At 71.6% G+C, this 16,058-nt stretch carries 21 protein-coding genes; 8 read left to right on the top strand and 13 right to left on the bottom strand.

Translation table 11 applies throughout. The annotated features are described in order from the left end of the window. Positions 1 to 133: 133 nt before the first annotated feature. The 6 genes from ACFYTT_RS21145 to ACFYTT_RS21170 all read right to left on the bottom strand — a co-directional run bounded on the left by ACFYTT_RS21145 (position 134) and on the right by ACFYTT_RS21170 (position 4,615). Complete coding sequence (locus ACFYTT_RS21145) at positions 134 to 1,489, bottom strand: ABC transporter substrate-binding protein (RefSeq protein ID WP_387261323.1); 1,356 nt, start codon at positions 1,487 to 1,489, stop codon at positions 134 to 136. Positions 1,490 to 2,085: 596 nt separating this feature from the next. Next, complete coding sequence (locus ACFYTT_RS21150) at positions 2,086 to 2,580, bottom strand: TspO/MBR family protein (protein ID WP_176095072.1); 495 nt, start codon at positions 2,578 to 2,580, stop codon at positions 2,086 to 2,088. Between the two features lie 216 nt (positions 2,581 to 2,796). After that, the gene (locus ACFYTT_RS21155; RefSeq protein WP_162854360.1) at positions 2,797 to 2,940 is read right to left on the bottom strand and encodes a GPGG-motif small membrane protein; all 144 of its coding nucleotides are present in this window, start codon (positions 2,938 to 2,940) and stop codon (positions 2,797 to 2,799) included. After that, positions 2,931 to 3,707, bottom strand: a complete 777-nt coding sequence (locus tag ACFYTT_RS21160) for a metallophosphoesterase (RefSeq protein WP_387261326.1) — start codon at positions 3,705 to 3,707, stop codon at positions 2,931 to 2,933. Before ACFYTT_RS21160 ends, ACFYTT_RS21155 begins: the two co-directional genes overlap by 10 nt. A gap of 9 nt (positions 3,708 to 3,716) precedes the next feature. After that, positions 3,717 to 3,992, bottom strand: a complete 276-nt coding sequence (locus ACFYTT_RS21165) for a hypothetical protein (RefSeq protein ID WP_387261329.1) — start codon at positions 3,990 to 3,992, stop codon at positions 3,717 to 3,719. Next, positions 3,989 to 4,615, bottom strand: coding sequence for a nucleotidyltransferase (locus ACFYTT_RS21170; protein WP_255446618.1), 627 nt, complete (start codon positions 4,613 to 4,615; stop codon positions 3,989 to 3,991). Before ACFYTT_RS21170 ends, ACFYTT_RS21165 begins: the two co-directional genes overlap by 4 nt. A 94-nt stretch (positions 4,616 to 4,709) precedes the next feature. Between ACFYTT_RS21170 and ACFYTT_RS21175 the strand changes: the two genes are divergently transcribed. Next, positions 4,710 to 5,498, top strand: a complete 789-nt coding sequence (locus ACFYTT_RS21175) for a dTMP kinase (RefSeq protein WP_387261332.1) — start codon at positions 4,710 to 4,712, stop codon at positions 5,496 to 5,498. Here the strand turns inward: ACFYTT_RS21175 and ACFYTT_RS21180 are convergent. Continuing rightward, positions 5,483 to 6,178 carry an SDR family NAD(P)-dependent oxidoreductase gene (locus ACFYTT_RS21180; RefSeq protein ID WP_387261335.1) on the bottom strand — a complete coding sequence of 232 codons (696 nt, stop codon included), beginning with the start codon at positions 6,176 to 6,178 and terminating at the stop codon, positions 5,483 to 5,485. The genes ACFYTT_RS21175 and ACFYTT_RS21180 overlap by 16 nt on opposite strands. A gap of 189 nt (positions 6,179 to 6,367) precedes the next feature. Between ACFYTT_RS21180 and ACFYTT_RS21185 the strand changes: the two genes are divergently transcribed. From ACFYTT_RS21185 to ACFYTT_RS21195, 3 genes are all read left to right on the top strand, one after another. After that, entirely contained in the window at positions 6,368 to 7,282 is a 915-nt protein-coding gene (locus tag ACFYTT_RS21185) for a MurR/RpiR family transcriptional regulator (protein ID WP_131057883.1), read from the top strand. After that, entirely contained in the window at positions 7,279 to 8,232 is a 954-nt protein-coding gene (locus ACFYTT_RS21190; protein WP_387261338.1) for an N-acetylmuramic acid 6-phosphate etherase, read from the top strand. Before ACFYTT_RS21185 ends, ACFYTT_RS21190 begins: the two co-directional genes overlap by 4 nt. Before the next feature lie 419 nt (positions 8,233 to 8,651). Next, complete coding sequence (locus tag ACFYTT_RS21195) at positions 8,652 to 9,641, top strand: RNA polymerase sigma factor RpoD/SigA (protein WP_176095990.1); 990 nt, start codon at positions 8,652 to 8,654, stop codon at positions 9,639 to 9,641. Between the two features lie 84 nt (positions 9,642 to 9,725). Here the strand turns inward: ACFYTT_RS21195 and ACFYTT_RS21200 are convergent, their stop codons facing one another. Beyond that, positions 9,726 to 10,697, bottom strand: coding sequence for a C40 family peptidase (locus ACFYTT_RS21200; RefSeq protein WP_131051726.1), 972 nt, complete (start codon positions 10,695 to 10,697; stop codon positions 9,726 to 9,728). 452 nt (positions 10,698 to 11,149) lie between these two features. Here ACFYTT_RS21200 and ACFYTT_RS21205 point away from each other — a divergent pair, with 452 nt between their 5' ends. Beyond that, positions 11,150 to 11,680 (top strand): DUF6232 family protein, encoded by a 531-nt coding sequence (locus ACFYTT_RS21205; protein ID WP_176095068.1) that lies wholly within the window; start codon positions 11,150 to 11,152, stop codon positions 11,678 to 11,680. A 24-nt stretch (positions 11,681 to 11,704) separates the two neighbouring features. Here ACFYTT_RS21205 and ACFYTT_RS21210 read toward each other — a convergent pair whose 3' ends face one another. Both ACFYTT_RS21210 and ACFYTT_RS21215 read right to left on the bottom strand, forming a co-directional pair. After that, positions 11,705 to 12,043, bottom strand: a complete 339-nt coding sequence (locus ACFYTT_RS21210) for a DUF3817 domain-containing protein (RefSeq protein ID WP_131051727.1) — start codon at positions 12,041 to 12,043, stop codon at positions 11,705 to 11,707. Between the two features lie 25 nt (positions 12,044 to 12,068). Further along, the gene (locus ACFYTT_RS21215; RefSeq protein WP_131051728.1) at positions 12,069 to 12,542 is read right to left on the bottom strand and encodes a hypothetical protein; all 474 of its coding nucleotides are present in this window, start codon (positions 12,540 to 12,542) and stop codon (positions 12,069 to 12,071) included. Positions 12,543 to 12,667: 125 nt separating this feature from the next. Here ACFYTT_RS21215 and ACFYTT_RS21220 point away from each other — a divergent pair, with 125 nt between their 5' ends. The 3 genes from ACFYTT_RS21220 (at position 12,668) to ACFYTT_RS21230 (ending at position 13,943) form a co-directional block, all read left to right on the top strand. Beyond that, positions 12,668 to 12,991: a DUF6158 family protein gene (locus ACFYTT_RS21220; protein ID WP_131051729.1), complete on the top strand. Its 324-nt coding sequence runs from the start codon at positions 12,668 to 12,670 to the stop codon at positions 12,989 to 12,991. Then, positions 12,991 to 13,314 carry an SRPBCC family protein gene (locus ACFYTT_RS21225; protein ID WP_131051730.1) on the top strand — a complete coding sequence of 108 codons (324 nt, stop codon included), beginning with the start codon at positions 12,991 to 12,993 and terminating at the stop codon, positions 13,312 to 13,314. The genes ACFYTT_RS21220 and ACFYTT_RS21225 overlap by 1 nt, the downstream gene beginning before the upstream one ends. A gap of 98 nt (positions 13,315 to 13,412) precedes the next feature. Further along, a complete protein-coding gene (locus tag ACFYTT_RS21230; protein ID WP_131051731.1) occupies positions 13,413 to 13,943 on the top strand; it encodes a DUF1360 domain-containing protein in 531 nt (176 codons plus the stop codon). Between the two features lie 86 nt (positions 13,944 to 14,029). Here the strand turns inward: ACFYTT_RS21230 and ACFYTT_RS21235 are convergent, their stop codons facing one another. The 3 genes from ACFYTT_RS21235 to ACFYTT_RS21245 all read right to left on the bottom strand — a co-directional run bounded on the left by ACFYTT_RS21235 (position 14,030) and on the right by ACFYTT_RS21245 (position 15,877). Continuing rightward, positions 14,030 to 14,227: a hypothetical protein gene (locus ACFYTT_RS21235; RefSeq protein ID WP_131051755.1), complete on the bottom strand. Its 198-nt coding sequence runs from the start codon at positions 14,225 to 14,227 to the stop codon at positions 14,030 to 14,032. Positions 14,228 to 14,274: 47 nt separating this feature from the next. Then, positions 14,275 to 14,538 (bottom strand): hypothetical protein, encoded by a 264-nt coding sequence (locus ACFYTT_RS21240; protein ID WP_387261674.1) that lies wholly within the window; start codon positions 14,536 to 14,538, stop codon positions 14,275 to 14,277. Between the two features lie 232 nt (positions 14,539 to 14,770). Next, on the bottom strand, positions 14,771 to 15,877 hold the full coding sequence (locus tag ACFYTT_RS21245; RefSeq protein WP_131051732.1) for a 3-deoxy-7-phosphoheptulonate synthase: 1,107 nt from the start codon (positions 15,875 to 15,877) through the stop codon (positions 14,771 to 14,773). Positions 15,878 to 16,058: the final 181 nt, after the last annotated feature.

Raw genomic sequence — 16,058 nt, forward strand, 5'->3', positions numbered from 1 at the left:
CGCCCCCCCCCCCCCCCACCACACTCTCCTGTTGGGGCCGCGGGGCGCCTTTCTCTACGAACAACACGGCGCCGGGGGGGGGGGGGGGGGGGGGGGGGCGGGCCCGCGCGCGCGCCCCCCCCCACCACTGGACTTACTTGGGCCAGCTGCTCTCGATGCCCTGGAGGACCGTGGCGGTGTCCCGCCCGTTGATCCACTCGACCATGCCCTTCCAGAAGGTGCCGTTGCCGACGGCCGCCGGCATCAGGTCGGACCCGTCGAAGCGGAAGACCGAGCTGTCGTCCTGGAGAAGCTCCACGGAGAGCTTGTCGATCGGGTTCGCGACGTTGGCCAGGTCGAGCTTGTTGTTGGCCGACACCCAGTCGCCGATCTTCGCGCGGCTGTTGGCGTGCTCACCGGAGGCGAGGTACGTCTGCACCGCCTGCACCTCGGGACGGTCGCTGAACGCCGTCACGAACTCGCCGCCGCCCAGGACCGGCTTGCCCTTGGCCGGGTCGATGGCCGGGAAGTAGAACGCGAACACGTCGCCGTCCTCGGCCACCCGCGTGCCCTGCGGCCACTGGTTGGCGTAGAACGAGGCCTGCCGGTGCAGCGCGCACTTGCCGGCCGTGATCGGAACGCCCGCCTCCTGGAAGGAGGTGGTGGCGATGCTGCGCACCCCGCCGAAGCCGCCGTTGACGTACTTCTCGTTCTTCAGGATGGTGCCGGCGCGGTCGAGCGCCTCGGCGACCCGGGGGTCGTTGAACGGGATCTCGTGCTTGGTCCACTGGTCGTAGACCTCGGGAGTCTGCGTACGCAGCATCAGGTCTTCGATCCAGTCGGTGGCCGGCCAGCCGGTGGCCTCGCCGGACTCGATCCCGGCGCACCACGGCTTGGTGCCGCTGTCCGCGATCGTGTCGCTGAGCTTGATCAGCTCGTCCCAGGTGGTCGGGACGGCCCAGCCCTTCTCCTGGAACATCTTCGGCGAGTACCAGACGAAGGACTTCACGTTCGAGCCGAGCGGCGCGCCGTAGAAGGTGCCGTTGACCGTGCTGTACGTCAGCCAGTCGGCCGGGTAGTTCTCCTCGGCCATCGCCTTGGTCTCGGCGCCGGCGGCCTTGATCTGGTCCCGCTCGGCGAACCGCTGGATCAGACCGGGCTGGGGGATGAACGCCAGGTCGGGGGCATTGCCGCCGTCGACGCGTACGGGCAGCTGCGCCTCGAACTCACCACTGCCCTCGTGGTTGATCTCGATGCCGGTGCACTCTTCGAACTGCTTCCACGACTCGTCCAGCCGGTCGGCCTCGATGTCCCGGATCGACGAGTAGATCGACACCTTCTTGCCGTCGTGGCCCTGGTACTTCTCGTACGGGGCACACTCGGCGGAATCGGCGTTGGTGTTGTTGCCGCTACTGGTGCTGCTGCCGGTGCCGCAGGCGGTGGCGCCGAGCGCCAGTCCGAGCGCGCCGGCGATCACGAGGGCCTGGCGTGGCCTGGCAAAGACTGCCATGCCGTCCTCCTTCCTAGCCGGCGCCGGCCGGGATCGCATCCGGTGACCTGGCGCCGGTCCGATGGGCGTTTTCACATGTAAGCGCTTGCATCTCGCGCGGTCCAGCCCTGGGACGGACACGACCGAGTAACAATCCGGAAACCTGTCGTCGCTGCGTGGGTGCGCTCCCAGCGTCGGCGATCACCCTCGTCGATCGGCGTCCCCGACCTCCAGGCCCGACGGACCACCCCCCGGACAAGCCCATGCTCACGCCCGCCCCACTCCCCAGGGCCGCCGATTGTCATGGCGCGACCTGCCGCCGCCCCACTCCCAAAGCCCGGTGCACTGTGACAGCGACCCGCCGCCGGTCGACCTATTCCCGACGGCCGACCCACGTCGACGGTCGACCGCACCCGCAACGGGTCGGGTCCGCAGGAGTTGACCAAGAAGTTTGCACCCTGAGTCGTCCCGCCCCGTGACCAAACTTCTTGATCAACACGGGCGGTCGGTGCGCGGATGCGGATGGCTGCCTCGGCACGATCGCGAAGGGTGCCGGACGTGGCCTGCTGCTGATCGGGGCGATCCGCCCGTCTGGTCGGCAGGGGCCGTCGGGCGGGTCAGCCGTTGAGTTGCCAGATCGAGTAGTTCAGCGCCGCCGCGAAGGTCACCCAGGCCCAGTAGGGCAGCAGCAGGACGGCCGCAGCGGTGCTGACCCGCCGGAACAGCAGGACGGTCACGCCGATCGCCAACCACAGCAGCACGATCTCCGCGAAGGCCAGGCCGTACCGCCCGGCACCGAAGAACAGCGGGGTCCAGGCGGCGTTGAGCGCCAGCTGTACCACCCAGGCGAGCACGGCCGGGCCGAAACCGACCCGGCGCCAGACGAGCCAGCCGGCCAGCGCGATGGTCACGTACAGCAGCGTCCAGACCGGGCCGAACAACCAGGACGGGGGTGCCCAGGAGGGCTGCTCGACGCTGCGGTACTCGTCCGCAGCGCCGACGGCGGCCAGGTTGCCGATGACCGCTGCCGCGATGACCGCCGCCGCGAACCCGGCCAACGCCCACCACTGCCGGGCGCCGCCTCGCCGGGTGTCGCTCGCACTCGTTCGCATGCTCACCTGCTTCTCCGTCGGTCAGGCCGGCAAACCCCGCCGGCAGGGCGGGCTTCCGCCTCGGTGGATCGGCGGTATCCGCGGCCCGCGACGCGGACCGGGCCCGGACGCAAGCACGCCGGGGTCGCCGTGGCCGGTGACTCCTGTCGGGAGGACGGAGTTCCGGTCACGACGACCCCGGCGGGTCCGGGACAGGCGACGCGTTGCGCCGCCACGTCAACTGAAGATGCTCACACCACCCGGGCCCACGAGCAGGCCAACAACGATGAGGACGATGCCCCACAGGATCTGCCGGCGAAACAGCGCGAGGATGCCGGAGACCACCAGTACGACTGCGAGAATCCAGAGAATCAGCTCCATGTTTGCTGAATACCCCCCACTCCGACTCCGGAAACCTGCGGCTGATCAAGGTCTTCACCCAGATGGAAGACGCTGTACGCCTGCTTGATCACCGGGTGTGCGACGTTGCGGACGCGTACCCCGCCCGGCGTCGTGCCGCGCTCCGAGCCGTGGTGCGCGTGGCCGTGCAGGGCCAGCGCGGTGGGTGCCGAGTCGACCGCCTGCCCGAGCTGGTAGCAGCCCAGGAACGGGTAGATCTCCAGCGGCTCCCCGGCCAGCGTGTCCGGCACCGGCGAATAGTGGGTCAACGCCACCAACGTGTCGCAGTCCAGTGAGCGCAGCGCGGCACTCAGCCGGTCCGCGCTCTCGGTCGTGGTGCGGACGAACGCCTTCATCTCCGGTTCGCCGAAGTCGCTGGCGCACCGACCGGCGAACCCGCCGCCGAAGCCCTTCACCCCGGCGACGCCGAGTCGGCTGCCGGCGCAGTCCAGCACCACGCCGTCGCCCTCCAGCACGATGATCCCCGCCTCCTGCAACGCGCCGACCACCTGCGGCACCTGGTCGCACTGGTGGTCGTGGTTGCCGAGCACGGCGATGACCGGTACCCCCAGCCCGCCGAACTCCCGTGCCACGCACCGGGCCTCCGCCTCGGTGCCGTGCCGGGTCAGGTCACCGGCGAGCAGCAGCACGTCGGCCTTGTCCGGCAGTTCCTCCAGGGCCGGCCGGAAACGGCCGACCACATCCTCGTCCACGTGTACGTCGCCCACCGCGGCGATCCGGATAGCCATCGCGCCTCCTCAGGGCAGTTGCTCGATCTCAGTGGGCGCCTGCGCGCGGATCACCCCGATGTCGCTGGTGACCGGCTCCTCGGGGAAGCGCTCGGCCACCCGGCGCAGGATCTCCTCCCGCCGGTGGGCGCTCTCCACCTCACCCCGGAGCACCAGACCGCGATCCGTACGGACCACGGAGATGCCCTGCTCGGCGACGGCGGGATCCTCGGCGAGCAGCCGGTGGATCTCCGCCTCGACGTACTCGTCCGGCGGCCCGGCGCCGGGGTCGCGGTACGTGGTCACGGTGTTCCCCTCCCGTCGGCCGTGCCGCCGTCGGGCACGACGTCCAGCCTGTCCAGCAGCACCAGGAACGCCTCCGCGTACGGCGAGTGCTGCGTCTCCTTGCGTACCCGTTCCCAGTCGATCTGCTCCCGCAGCGACCGGGCCAGCGGCAGCCCTCGCGCGAAGTCGCAGTAGTGCTGGGAGAAGCTGAGCAGTTTGTGCACCATCAACTGTGAGGCGGACAGCACCGGCATGTGGATGGCGTCGACCGGCCGCACGACCGTGTCGGCGAAGGTCTCCTCGGTCACCGGCGTCTCGATCGGGCGGTGGATCAGGTCCACCATCCGGCCGCCGTCGTAGACCTTGACCAGCCAGTCCTCCGGGGGCCGCTCGGCGGTGAACCCGGCCGCCACCAGCGCCTCCAGGGCGGCTTCGACGTCGGGCTCACGGATGAGGAAGTCGACGTCGTGCTCGCTGGAGTGACCGCCGTGCGCGTACACGGCGAAGCTGCCGCCGAGTGCGAACGGAATGTCCGACTGCTTGAGCACGGCGGCGACCTTCTTCAGTGTGTGCAGGAGAGTCTCGTCGTCGCGCTCGGCCATGTCGCCTCTCCCGTCGAACTCGTTCAGTGCTACCGGTGGGATGCCGGATCGGTACCCGGCAATCCGGTCGCCCACACCTGTGCGGCGCGGGTAAGGGCGCGATCAACCACATAACGGGATGAACCTCTCGGCCGTGATGCGGGGCTCGGATATCCTGTCGAGAGTGGCCAGATCGACGGGTATTCGGTGCGGCACGGCCCGACTGCGCACCGTGGCCCTGATCGGCGTGGACGGCTCGGGCAAGACCACTCAGGCGCACCGGCTCGCCGAGGCGCTCACCGCGGCCGGCCACCCGGCCACCTATCACCGCAACGCCGGGGGGCGTCTCTGGTTGGGGCGAGCCGCGCACCGGCTCGGCCGACCGGACGCCCAGGGACTGGTCGGGCGCGACGGCATGCTGCTGCTGGAGTCCGTGCTGCGCTGGCTCGCCATCGCCATGGCCCTGCTCGGCAGCCTGTGCACCGGCCGGGTGGCGGTGATGGACCGGTACGCCGCATGCCAGTACGCGAGCCTGCGGGCACACGGGGGCCAGCGCTGGGAGCGGCTGGTCCGGGCCGCGTACCGGGTCTTCCCGCAGCCGCAGGTGACGTTCCTGTTGACGGTGCCGCCGTCCGAGGCGTACCGGCGGATCGAGCGGCGCGGCACCGACCAGGAGAGCCTGCCCTACCTGACCGCCGCCGACCTCGCCTACCGCACCCTTCCGGAGTCGCCGGGCTTCGTACCGGTCGACGGGGACCGGCCGGCGGACCTGGTGGCCCGCGAGATCCGTGACCATCTCGCCGCATGGCTTCCCGCCGACGACGAGCCGGACGAGCCGGGTCCACGGCGGGTCAGGCCGTGGCTGCCCGGTCCGGCGACCGCGCTGGTCCCGATCCAGGCCCTGCCGTCGGCGACCGGGCCGGTCGCGATTCAGGCCCGGCCGTAGACCGGCACCGCGGCGCCGCTGGTCGGCGCGGAATCGTCGGAGGCCAGAAAACGGATCACCGAGGCGATCTCGGCGGGGACCACCCAGCGGGAGTGGTCGGCGTCGGGCATCGCGGTCCGGTTGGAAGGCGTGTCGATGACGCTGGGCAGCACCGTGTTGCAGCGCACGCCCGTGGCCTTGTACTCCACCGCCACGGCCGAGGCGAAACCGAGCACGGCGGCCTTGGCGGTCACGTAGCCGGCCACCCCGGGGAACGGCGCGAGGGCCGCCCGGGCCGCCACGCACACCACCGCGCCGCCGCCGGCCGCGACCAGGTGCGGCAGGGCCGCCCGGGTCACCAGGTGGGTCGGGCGCAGGTTGAGGGTGAGTATCCGCTCGAACTCCTCGATCGGGGTCTCGTGCACCAGGCCACCGCTGGCGTACCCGCCGACCAGGTTGACCACGGCGCGCAACGGCGCGTCGGGGTCGCCGGCGGCCACCTCGACGGCGCGGGCGACGTCCTGCGGGTCGGTGAGGTCCGCGACGGGTCGGACCGGTGTGTCGCCCTCGGGGTCGGCCTCCGGCGTCGACCGGTCGCGGTGTGGCGCGACCACCCGCCAGCCCGCCTCGGCGAACGCGGCGGTAACCGCCCCGCCCAGCCCGCCCGTGCCCCCGGTGACCAGCACACTGCGTCGCGTCATGGCTTCACGCTAGTGCCGCCGTCCGGTCGGCCCCCGGTCGGCCCCACCCGACCGGCCGGACCCGGCCCGCCGGAGGAGGCGGGCCCCTTCGGACGGGTGGCAGGCTGTGGTCGTGCGCCCGCTACGTGTCGTCCGTCGGGCGGGCGCGGCGTGGTTGACGCTCACGGCGTGTGAAAGTAAGTTTCATACGTGGGGAAGAGTCCGAAGATTTCCGCGAGTCAGGAGCCGGGTGGACTGATCGTCCACATCAGCGGCCTGCTCCCGTCGCTGTCACCGGCCGAGCAACGCGTCGCCCGGCTGGTGGTCGCCGACCCCGCCGACGCGGCCCGGCGCACCATCACCGACCTCGCCACCACCGCCCAGACATCGGAGGCCACCGTCATCCGGTTCTGCCGCTCGGTCGGTATGGACGGCTACCCGCAACTGCGGATCCGGCTCGCCGCCGAGGCGGCCCGGCGGATCGAACCGCCGGACGCGCGGGTGGTGGGCGGTGACATCCCGCCCGGGGCCGACTTCGCCCAGATCATCGCGACCATCGCGTTCAACGACGCCCGTGCCGTCGAGGAGACCGCCGAGCAACTCGACCCGGCGGTCTGCGAGCGGGTGGTGGACGCCATCGTCGCCGCCGGACGGATCGACATCTACGGTGCCGGGGCGAGCGGATTCGTGGCCTCGGACTTCCAGCAGAAGCTGCACCGTATCGGTCGGACCGCCTTCTACTTCCCGGACGTGCACACCGCGTTGACCTCGGCGGCCCTGCTCGGCCGGGGCGACGTCGCGGTCGGCATCTCGCACACCGGCACCACGTCGGACGTGGTGGAGGTGCTGGAGCAGGCGCGGGGCCGAGGCGCCACCACGGTGGTGCTGACCAACTTCCCGCGCTCGCCGGTGACCGACGTCGCCGACCACATCCTGACCACCGCCGCCCGGGAGACGACGTACCGTTCCGGCGCCACCGCCAGCCGGATCGCCCAGCTCACCGTGGTCGACTGCCTTTTCGTCGGGGTGGCCGCGCGCAACCGTCCCCGGGCCCGCAAGGCGCTGGAGGCGACCGCCGAGGCGGTCCGGTCCCACCGGGTCGGGTCCGCCCGGAGGCGGGCATGACCGCCGGTGCGGTGGAGCCCGACGCGGTGGCCCCGGTCGCCGTCCGCCCGACGATCCGGGTCGGTGCGCCGACCGAGCGGCGCAACCCGCTCAGCGTCGATCTGGACCTGATGTCCACCCGGGACGTGCTGGCCGTGATCAACGAAGCCGACCGGCGAGTACCGGCCGCGGTGGCCGCCGCCCTCGACCGGATCGCCGAGAGCGTCGACCTCGCCGTCACGGCGCTGCGCGGTGGATGCCGGGTGCACTACTTCGGGGCCGGCACCTCGGGGCGGCTGGGCGTGCTGGACGCCGCCGAACTGGCCCCCACCTTCAACTCACCCCGCCACTGGTTCTGCGCCCACGTGGCCGGCGGACCGGACGCCGTGTGGCGGGCGGTGGAGGACGCCGAGGACGACGACACCCGAGGCGAGGCCGAGGCGGCCGACTGCGTACGTAGCGGTGACGTGGTGGTCGGTCTCACCGCCAGCGGTCGCACCCCGTACGTCCTCGGGGCGCTCGCCGCGTCCCGGACCGAGGGCGCCTCGACGGTGCTGCTCTGCGCGAACCCGGACGCTCCGGCCGCCCGGTCGGTGGACGTCTTCATCGGCCTGGACACCGGGCCGGAGGTGGTCGCCGGGTCGACCCGGATGAAGGCGGGCACGGCCCAGAAGATCGTGCTGAACAGCTTCTCCACCGCGGTCATGGTGCGGCTGGGCCGGGTCTACTCGAACCTGATGATCGACATGGTGGCGACCAACGCGAAGCTCCGGGGTCGAATGCTCTCGATCCTGGTCGAGGCGACCGGCTGTGCCGAGGAGCGGGCCCGGCAGGCCCTCGACGAGGCGGACGGCGATCTGAAGACCGCCCTGGTCAGCCTCGTCTCGGGGGTGGGGGCGCCGACCGCGCGGGCGGCTCTGGCGCGTTCCGCCGACCAGGTTCGCGGTGCGCTCGCGCTCCTCGCGTCCTGAATCCGACACGCCCACGGGCGCCCGACGGGCCGGGCATAGAAGCGGGGCACGGATTGTTCATCTGGGCGTGGGGTATTACCACCGGCGTGGATGAACCGACTGGTCCGCGTACGCGTATCAGCCAGTGACCAGGATCGCAGCACGGCGGTGACCCGGGTCGCTGTGTCGGTCGGCCGGGCAGTGTTGCCATGGACCGGGACGGACGGCGATCCGTCGATCCGTCGACCTCACGAGGTGCCTGCCGACCCCAGTCAGGCAGGGTGCTGACAGCAAACGTGGACCGTGCTCTCAGCGGATTATCAGGCATTCGTGACACTTTCGACCCACGACATGGAATCCCTGACACGTCTCATCTGTTGTGTAGATGCCGGCTCCGGTGGGCACAGCGGAAGGCGCGGGGAGGGCCGATGGGCGTGGGGATGGCAAGGAACCGGGCAACCGGCGCGAGCGAGGGGACCGTGGGCAACGTGGACAAGAACATCGGAATGCGCACCGACGAGGTCGCCGAGGAGCGCGACCTGGTCGGAGTCTACCTGCACGAGATCTCCCGGACGCCACTGCTGGACGCCGCCAAGGAGGTCGATCTCTCCAAGGCGATCGAGGCCGGCCTCTATGCCGAGCACCTGCTCGGTGAGGACCGGATTCCCGACGGTGCCACCCGGGACGACCTGGCCCGGCTGGTCGCCGAGGGCGAGCGGGCAAAGGACCTGTTCATCCGGGCCAACCTCCGGCTCGTCGTGTCGATCGCCCGCCGTTACGTCCGCTCCGGGATGCCCATGCTGGACCTGATCCAGGAGGGCAACACCGGTCTGGTCCGGGCGGTCGAGAAGTTCGACTACGAGCGCGGCTACAAGTTCTCCACCTACGCGACCTGGTGGATCCGCCAGGCGATCAGCCGGGCCATCGCCCAGCAGGAGCGCACCGTGCGGCTGCCGGTGCACCTGGTGGAGGACGTCAACCGGATGCGCAACGTGGCTCGCCAGCTCACCCGCGAGTTGGGCGGCGACCCGGAGCCGGAGCAGATCGCCGCGGCGCTCGGCGTGACCGTCGAGCGGGTCAACGAGCTGGTCCGTTGGTCGCAGGACACCGTGTCGCTGGACACGCCGGTCGGCGACGACGGCGACACCAACCTGGGTGACCTGGTCGCCGACAGCGACGCGCCGTCGCCGGAGGAGATCGTGCTCACCGGGCTGGAGCGGCAGCGCATCGAGGGGTTGCTCAACCACCTCGACGACCGTTCGGCCGGGATCATGCGGGCCCGCTACGGGCTGGAGGACGGTCGGGAGCACTCGCTCACCGAGGTGGCCTCGCGGTTCTCGCTCTCCCGGGAACGGATCCGGCAGTTGGAGATCCAGGCGCTCGGGCGCCTGCGCGAGCTGGCTCGCGCGGAGGGCCTACAGGCCGCCTGAGCTGGTATCAATGACGGCGAACGGCCGGCGTCCGATAGGGGGACGCCGGCCGTTCACCGTCTGCGGGCGCGCCGAGCCGTCGACTCAGCGCACCCGTCCGTAGCCGTACGGGGGCATCAGGTCGACGGCACGTTTCTCCACGTTGCGGCCGAACGTGGGGGCGTGGATCACCTGACCGTCGCCCACGTAGATCGCCACGTGCCCGAGGCTGCGATAGAAGACCAGGTCGCCGGGGCGTAGCTCGCCACGGCTGATCTGTGCCACCTTGCCCCACTGCATCCGGGTGTTGTGTGGCAGGGACTTGCCTGCGGCCCGCCAGGCGGCCGAGGTCAACCCGGAGCAGTCGTAGCCGTTCGGCCCGTCCTGCCCCCAGGCGTACGGCTTGCCGAGCGCGCCGTAGGCGAACCGGACGGCCACACCGGCCTGCCCGGAGACCGAGGGCGCGTTGTCGGCGCCGCCGGAGTTGCTGGTCGGGCGTTCGGTCGCCCGGCCGTACGCCTGCCGGCGCATCTCGTAGAGCTTGGCCAGGTCCCGCTCGATCCGCCGTTTCGCGGCGGCCAACTCCCGGGACTGTGCGGCCTGTCGGCTGAGCGTGACGTCCAGCCGGGTCTTCTCGTCGAGCAGCCGCTGCTGGTCGGCGGTGTAGCTGGCCACGGTCGCCTGGCGTTGCCGGGTCAGGTGGTCCAGCGTGCCGAGCCGGTCGAGCATGGACGTCGAGTCGTCGGTGCGCAGCAGGGCCTCGGCGGCGCCGAGGTTGCCGGTCTTGTACGCGGTCACGGCCATCTGGCCGACGTCCGCCCGGCTCTGTTCGGCCTGCTGCTCCAGCGGACCGATCCGCTCCTGCAACCGGTCGACAGCGGTCCGGTTGTCCTTGATCTTTTCGCGCAGCTCGTTGTGTGACTCCACCACGTCCTGGAGTTCGGCGGAGGACTTGTCGATCCGCCGGGTCAACTCGGCGGTCGACGGCTCGGCTCGGGCCACCGTGGCGGGCGCGACAAGCGCCAGCGAGCAGGCGGCCACGGCCAGAGCGCGCAGCGTGTTCGTCAGGGACGACAAGAGCTCGATGCTCCTCTCCCAGGGCCGGCGCGGGCCTGCTGACGCTCCGCGACGGCACCGACCCGGTGCCGTCCGAGTGGACGGCGGTCGACCGGGCCGACCTGCCCAAGGTAGTACGGGAACAGAGTTACCGGCAGGGATTGTCGGGACATGTGAGGAGCGTGTGGCGAATCTGATTCACCCTAAGAGGGTATGTAGGGTTATCTGGGCAGATGCCGTACTGGTCGCTCTCGGCATATGACGTCGGATGCCTCGGCGCTATAACCGATAAGACGGACTTGGGCGGCTCTTTCCGGCATTGGCGGGCCGAGGAAGCGGCGTGACCACCGGAAACAGGCCGGTGAGGCTGGCGCGTCCGGCAGACAATGGGCGCACAGCCGGGATTCCCGTCAGCCCGGCACCGAGGATCGTGGACCGGTCCGGCGGTGCCCGGTGGTGGGGAAGGAGGTGCCGTGAATCCGGATGGTGCGAGGACACGACCACCACGCTCCGCGCCCGGGGGTGCCCGTCGGAGCCAACGGCTGCTCTACGCCCGACCCGGGATCGTCGTCACCGCCGACCGGTTCACCGTCGGGCGCAGCAGCTGGCGGGTCGCCGAGCTGACCCATCTGCACACCACCCGGGGGGATCACGACCCGGTGGCGGCCCGGGCCGTACTGGTCTCCGCCGTGGTGATCGGTGGCATCGGCCTGGTGCTCGGCTTCACCGGGGGACTGCACCGGCTCACCGCCGAGGCGTACCTGCTGCTGGGGGCGGTCTTCCTGGTGCCGGTGCTGCTCGCGGCGGCCGGGGACCGCTGGCGTCCGCCGCCGTACGAGCTGTGGGGACGTCGCGGCGATCGTGAGGAACTGCTGTTCAGCAGCGACGACGAGCAGCAGTTCGGCCAGGTGAGCCGGGCGTTGCGCCGGGCCCGGGAGATGCACAGCTACGGCGGGTGGGAGGACCCGATGGCGACCGCCGACCCGTGGCGACCGGGCCGGTGAGAGCCCGCCGCGCGGGGCGGGTGGTCAGCCGGCCACCGGCTCCGGCGTCTGCTGCTCCCGCTCCCGCTGCTCGGCCAGGTACAACGCGCTCACCCGGCGCTCGGCCCAGAAGGAGACGAACGGCACGGTGCCGGCCAGCATCACCAGGACCATCCGCTTGAGCGGCCAGTTGACCCGCCGGGACAGGTCGAACGCGGCGACCAGATAGAGCATGTAGAGGAAGCCGTGCGCCTGGCCGACGGTCTCCACCAGGATCGGGTTGTCGAAGCCGTACTTGAGCGGCATGCCGATCACGACGAGCAGGATCAGCACCACGCCGACGATCCAGGCGATCACGCGGTAGCGGGTGAGGGCAGCGCGCACGTCCGTCAGTCCTTCCGGCCCGGGCTCAGCCGGGGTAGTCACCGGGCTTGGCGCCCGGATTGGCGTTCAACCATGACAGGTAGCGGTTGTAGGCGGCCAGGTCCGCGTCGTCGGAGACCTCCTCGACGGCGGTGGCGCGGGCCACCCGTACCGGGCGGCGGAATCCGGATCGCGGCCGGTCCGCCTCCGGCGTACCGGCGATCACTCCGGCCTGGTCGCCGCCGGCCGAGGTGTCGGGCGCCGTCGAGGTATCGGGCGCTCCCGTGCTGTCGCCGGACTCGGCGGTCGGCTGCTCCCGCAGCGTGTGGCGCACCTCGCGCCACCACACGAAGACCACGAAACCCGCGAAGATCGGCCACTCCACGGCGTAACCCCAACTGATGGCGTTGCCGGCGGCGGCCCGGCTGACCTGCCACCAGCCGAGGCTGAGGAAGGTGGTGACCAGCACGACCAGGGCCACGTGGCGGGCGATCCACGCCGGGGTCCAGAGCCGCTTCATGGCAACGAGGGTACCGGGAGCGGCTCCGCTCTCCGACGCGGTGTCGTAGTGGCCGCGCTGGTTTGGCCGCACCCGGCGTGGGCAACCGTACAGATGCCAGCCCAGCACGGACGAGGGGGCGCGAGATGACCGGATCAGGACGATCGGACGGGTTTCCCGGCGGTGGCACCGAGGTGAGCCCCGAGCAGCGGATCCCCGAGTGGGGCGAGGACCGGACGACAGCCGGCCCGCTCGACGGGGACCTGCCCGGCGTCGACCCGGCCGAGCTGAGTGAGGACGACCTAATCCGTGAGGTGCAGAGCCTGCACCGCACCCGCCTGGACACCTTGCGCCACGCCACCGACTCGGCGTTGGCCAACCACCTGCGGCGCACCGCCGAACTCGAGACCGAGTACCTCGCCCGGCACCCCGGGCGGGAGGTCGACCCGAGCCGGCTGCGGGACGCGTGATGGCGTACGCCGAACGCGGTGTGTCCGCGCCCCCCGAGGTCGTCTTCAACACCGCGACCGATCCCGACCGGGTCGCAGCCTGGCTGCCCGAACCCCTGCGCACGGGCGACTCGTCCGACCAGGGCGACGGCGACCGGATGCGGGCCCGGTGGGCCGGCCACGGCACCGACTGGTGGGCCGAGCTGCGGGTGGAGCCGGTCGACGCCGGTGGTGCCCGGGTCCGCCTGGACATCTCCGGCGGCGGTGCCGAGACCGACCGGCTCGCCGACGAGGCCCTCACCAAGCTGGCCCGCGAGGTGGACGACAACCTCCAGGCCGGCTGACCCGCCGAGACACCGACCAGAGCCGCCCGGAGTCCGGGCGGCGATCTGGGCCGTCCCGGCCGGGACGGCTCACCCCCGCGTGAGACGAAGGAGGCCGGGTGAGCGAGCTGAAGCAGAAGGTGGCGCGGTTGCGTCAGGCGTACGCCCCGCACGAGCACCGCCCGCTGGGCGGTTACCTGGCGGCGATGGGCACCTACGCCGCGGTGACCGGTGCCATCGCCGGACTGGTCAAGGCGACCGGCCGCCCGGTGCCGGAGCGACCCGCCACGTCCGACGTCGTGCTCCTGGCCATCGCCACCCACAAGCTCAGCCGGCTGCTGTCCAAGGACGCGGTGACCAGTCCGTTGCGGGCGCCGTTCACGCAGTACGACCGGCCGATCGGCAGCGGCGAGGTGATGGAGCAGGTACGCGACTCCGGCAGCTCCACCCGGCACGCCATCGGTGAGCTGCTGAGTTGCCCGTTCTGCCTGGCGGTCTGGGTGGCCACCGGGTTCACCGGTGCGCTGGTGCTCACGCCGAGGCTGACCCGGCTGGTGGCCACCGCCCTGACCGCGGTGACCGCGTCGGACTTCCTCCAGATGGCGTACGCGATGGCGCAGCGAGGTGCCGAGGGTGACCACAAGGAGTGACGTGGGCCCGGTGTCCTCCGGTGGCGTGTGCCGCCGGGACACCGGGCCTCTCCGTGCGCGTGCGTCAGCGCCGCACGCCGGTCGTGTCAGCGCTGCATGCCGGACCAGCCGCGCGGCGACTCCGGTTCGCGTTCGCCCTCGTCGTCGCCGGTGATGATGTCCCGGTCCACGGCCGTGCGGTCGTGCTCGTTGGCGAAGTCCGGCTCGGGGAGGGTGTCGGTGCCCTCCGGGGGTTGGCCGAGCGCGGGCATCCGGTCGTCCTGGTCTTCCTCGGGCTGCGACATCGTGTTCCTCTTCTCGTCGCCGGCACCGGCCGGGTCGGCGCCGGACGTCACCCCGCCGTACCACCCAGCAGGTCGGTCACCTCGTCGACCGCGTACTCGCCCTGGGGCAGCGCGTTGAGCCGGGAGAGCAGCTGCGCCGGCAACTCCGCGGCGACCGCCCGCCGGTAGATGTCCACCTGACTGATCCGCTCCTGACCGTGGTAGAGGTCGTCGAGCAGATCGACGAGCGGCCGGGTGTCCACCTCCTCCGTCTCCACCTCGTCGGGTACGGCGGCAGCCGTACCGGGCAGGTCGGTGACGGCCGGGTCGATGCCCGCGGTGTCGACCACGGGCACGTCGGCCAGGATGGCGTCGGGCAGCCGCGCCTCGGTCGTCGGTGCCGTGGGCACCACGGGTGCCCCGGTCACGGGTACGTCATCGGTCACGTCCGCCACCTACCCCCACCCCACCCGGCCAAACTCCCCCTGTATCCGTGGCGATCATGAGGTCGGCGGCGTTCTCGCTGGTCGCGCCGCACGCCGACCTCCGATCGACGGGAGCAGGTCAGGCGGGAGTGGGCAGGGTCTGCGAGTGGTGGGCGCGGCGGGTGCGGACGGCGGTGGCCAGTGCGTCGAGCACCTCGTCGGTGCTGTCCCAGCCGATGCAGGCGTCGGTCACGGACTGCCCGTAGGTCAGCTCGCGGGTCGGGTCCAGGTCCTGCCGGCCGGGCTCCAGGAAGCTCTCCAGCATGATCCCGACGATGCCCTGCTGGCCGGCGGCGATCTGCGCGGCCACGTCGGCGGCCACGGTGGGCTGGTTGCGGTGGTCCTTGCCGCTGTTGGCGTGGCTGGCGTCCACCACCAGCCGCTCCGGCAGGCCGGCGGCCCGCAGCAGCTCCAGCGCGCCGGCGACCGACTCGGCGTCGTAGTTGGGCCGACCGCCACCGCCGCGCAGCACCAGGTGGCCGTCCGCGTTGCCCCGGGTGTGCATGATCGCCGGGGTGCCGGAGACGTCGATGCCGGGGAAGACGTGCGGTACGCCGGCCGCCCGGATCGCGTCCACCGCGGTGGAGATGCTGCCGTCGGGGCGGTTCTTCATGCCGATCGGCATGGAGAGGCCGGAGGCGAGCTGGCGGTGCACCTGGCTCTCCACCGTGCGCGCCCCGATCGCACCCCACGCCACCGTGTCGGCGATGTACTGCGGGGTGATCGGGTCGAGGAACTCGCAGCCCACCGGCAGCCCCAGGCGCAGCACGTCGAGCAGCAGCGCCCGGGCCAGCCGCAGGCCGGTGTTCACGTCACCGGAACCGTCCAGCCCCGGGTCGTTGATCAGGCCCTTCCAGCCCACCGTGGAACGCGGCTTCTCGAAGTAGACCCGCATCACCACCAGCAGGTCGTCCGAGACCCGGTCGGCCGCCTCGCGCAGCCGGTGCGCGTAGTCCAGGGCGGCGGCGGGGTCGTGCACCGAGCACGGTCCGACCACCACGAGCAGGCGGTCGTCGGCACGGTCGAGGACCTGCCCGACGGCGCGTCGCCCGGACAGCACGGCCGAGGTGAGGCCGGCGTCCAGGGGCAACTCGTGCAGCAGCAGAGCCGGGGTGGTCAGCGGCACGACGCGGTCGATCCGCTGGTCGATGACCCGGTGGTTCTCCGGGGTCGTCACGGTGGGCATCCTTTCGCCGACCGCACCCGGGGCCGGTGCCCGGGTCGAGCCGGCTGCTCGTACGCGAAAGGGCAGGAACGAAAGCTCCTGCCCGGCCGGCTCGAATTCGGTGACGTCAGATCATGGTGAGGTCACCGGCCGAGCCGGCTGCCTAAACCATCGATACGACCGCGTCACGGCGGTAAGAGTA

Source organism: Micromonospora sp. NPDC003816 (assembly GCF_042874705.1).
Taxonomy (GTDB): domain Bacteria; phylum Actinomycetota; class Actinomycetes; order Mycobacteriales; family Micromonosporaceae; genus Micromonospora.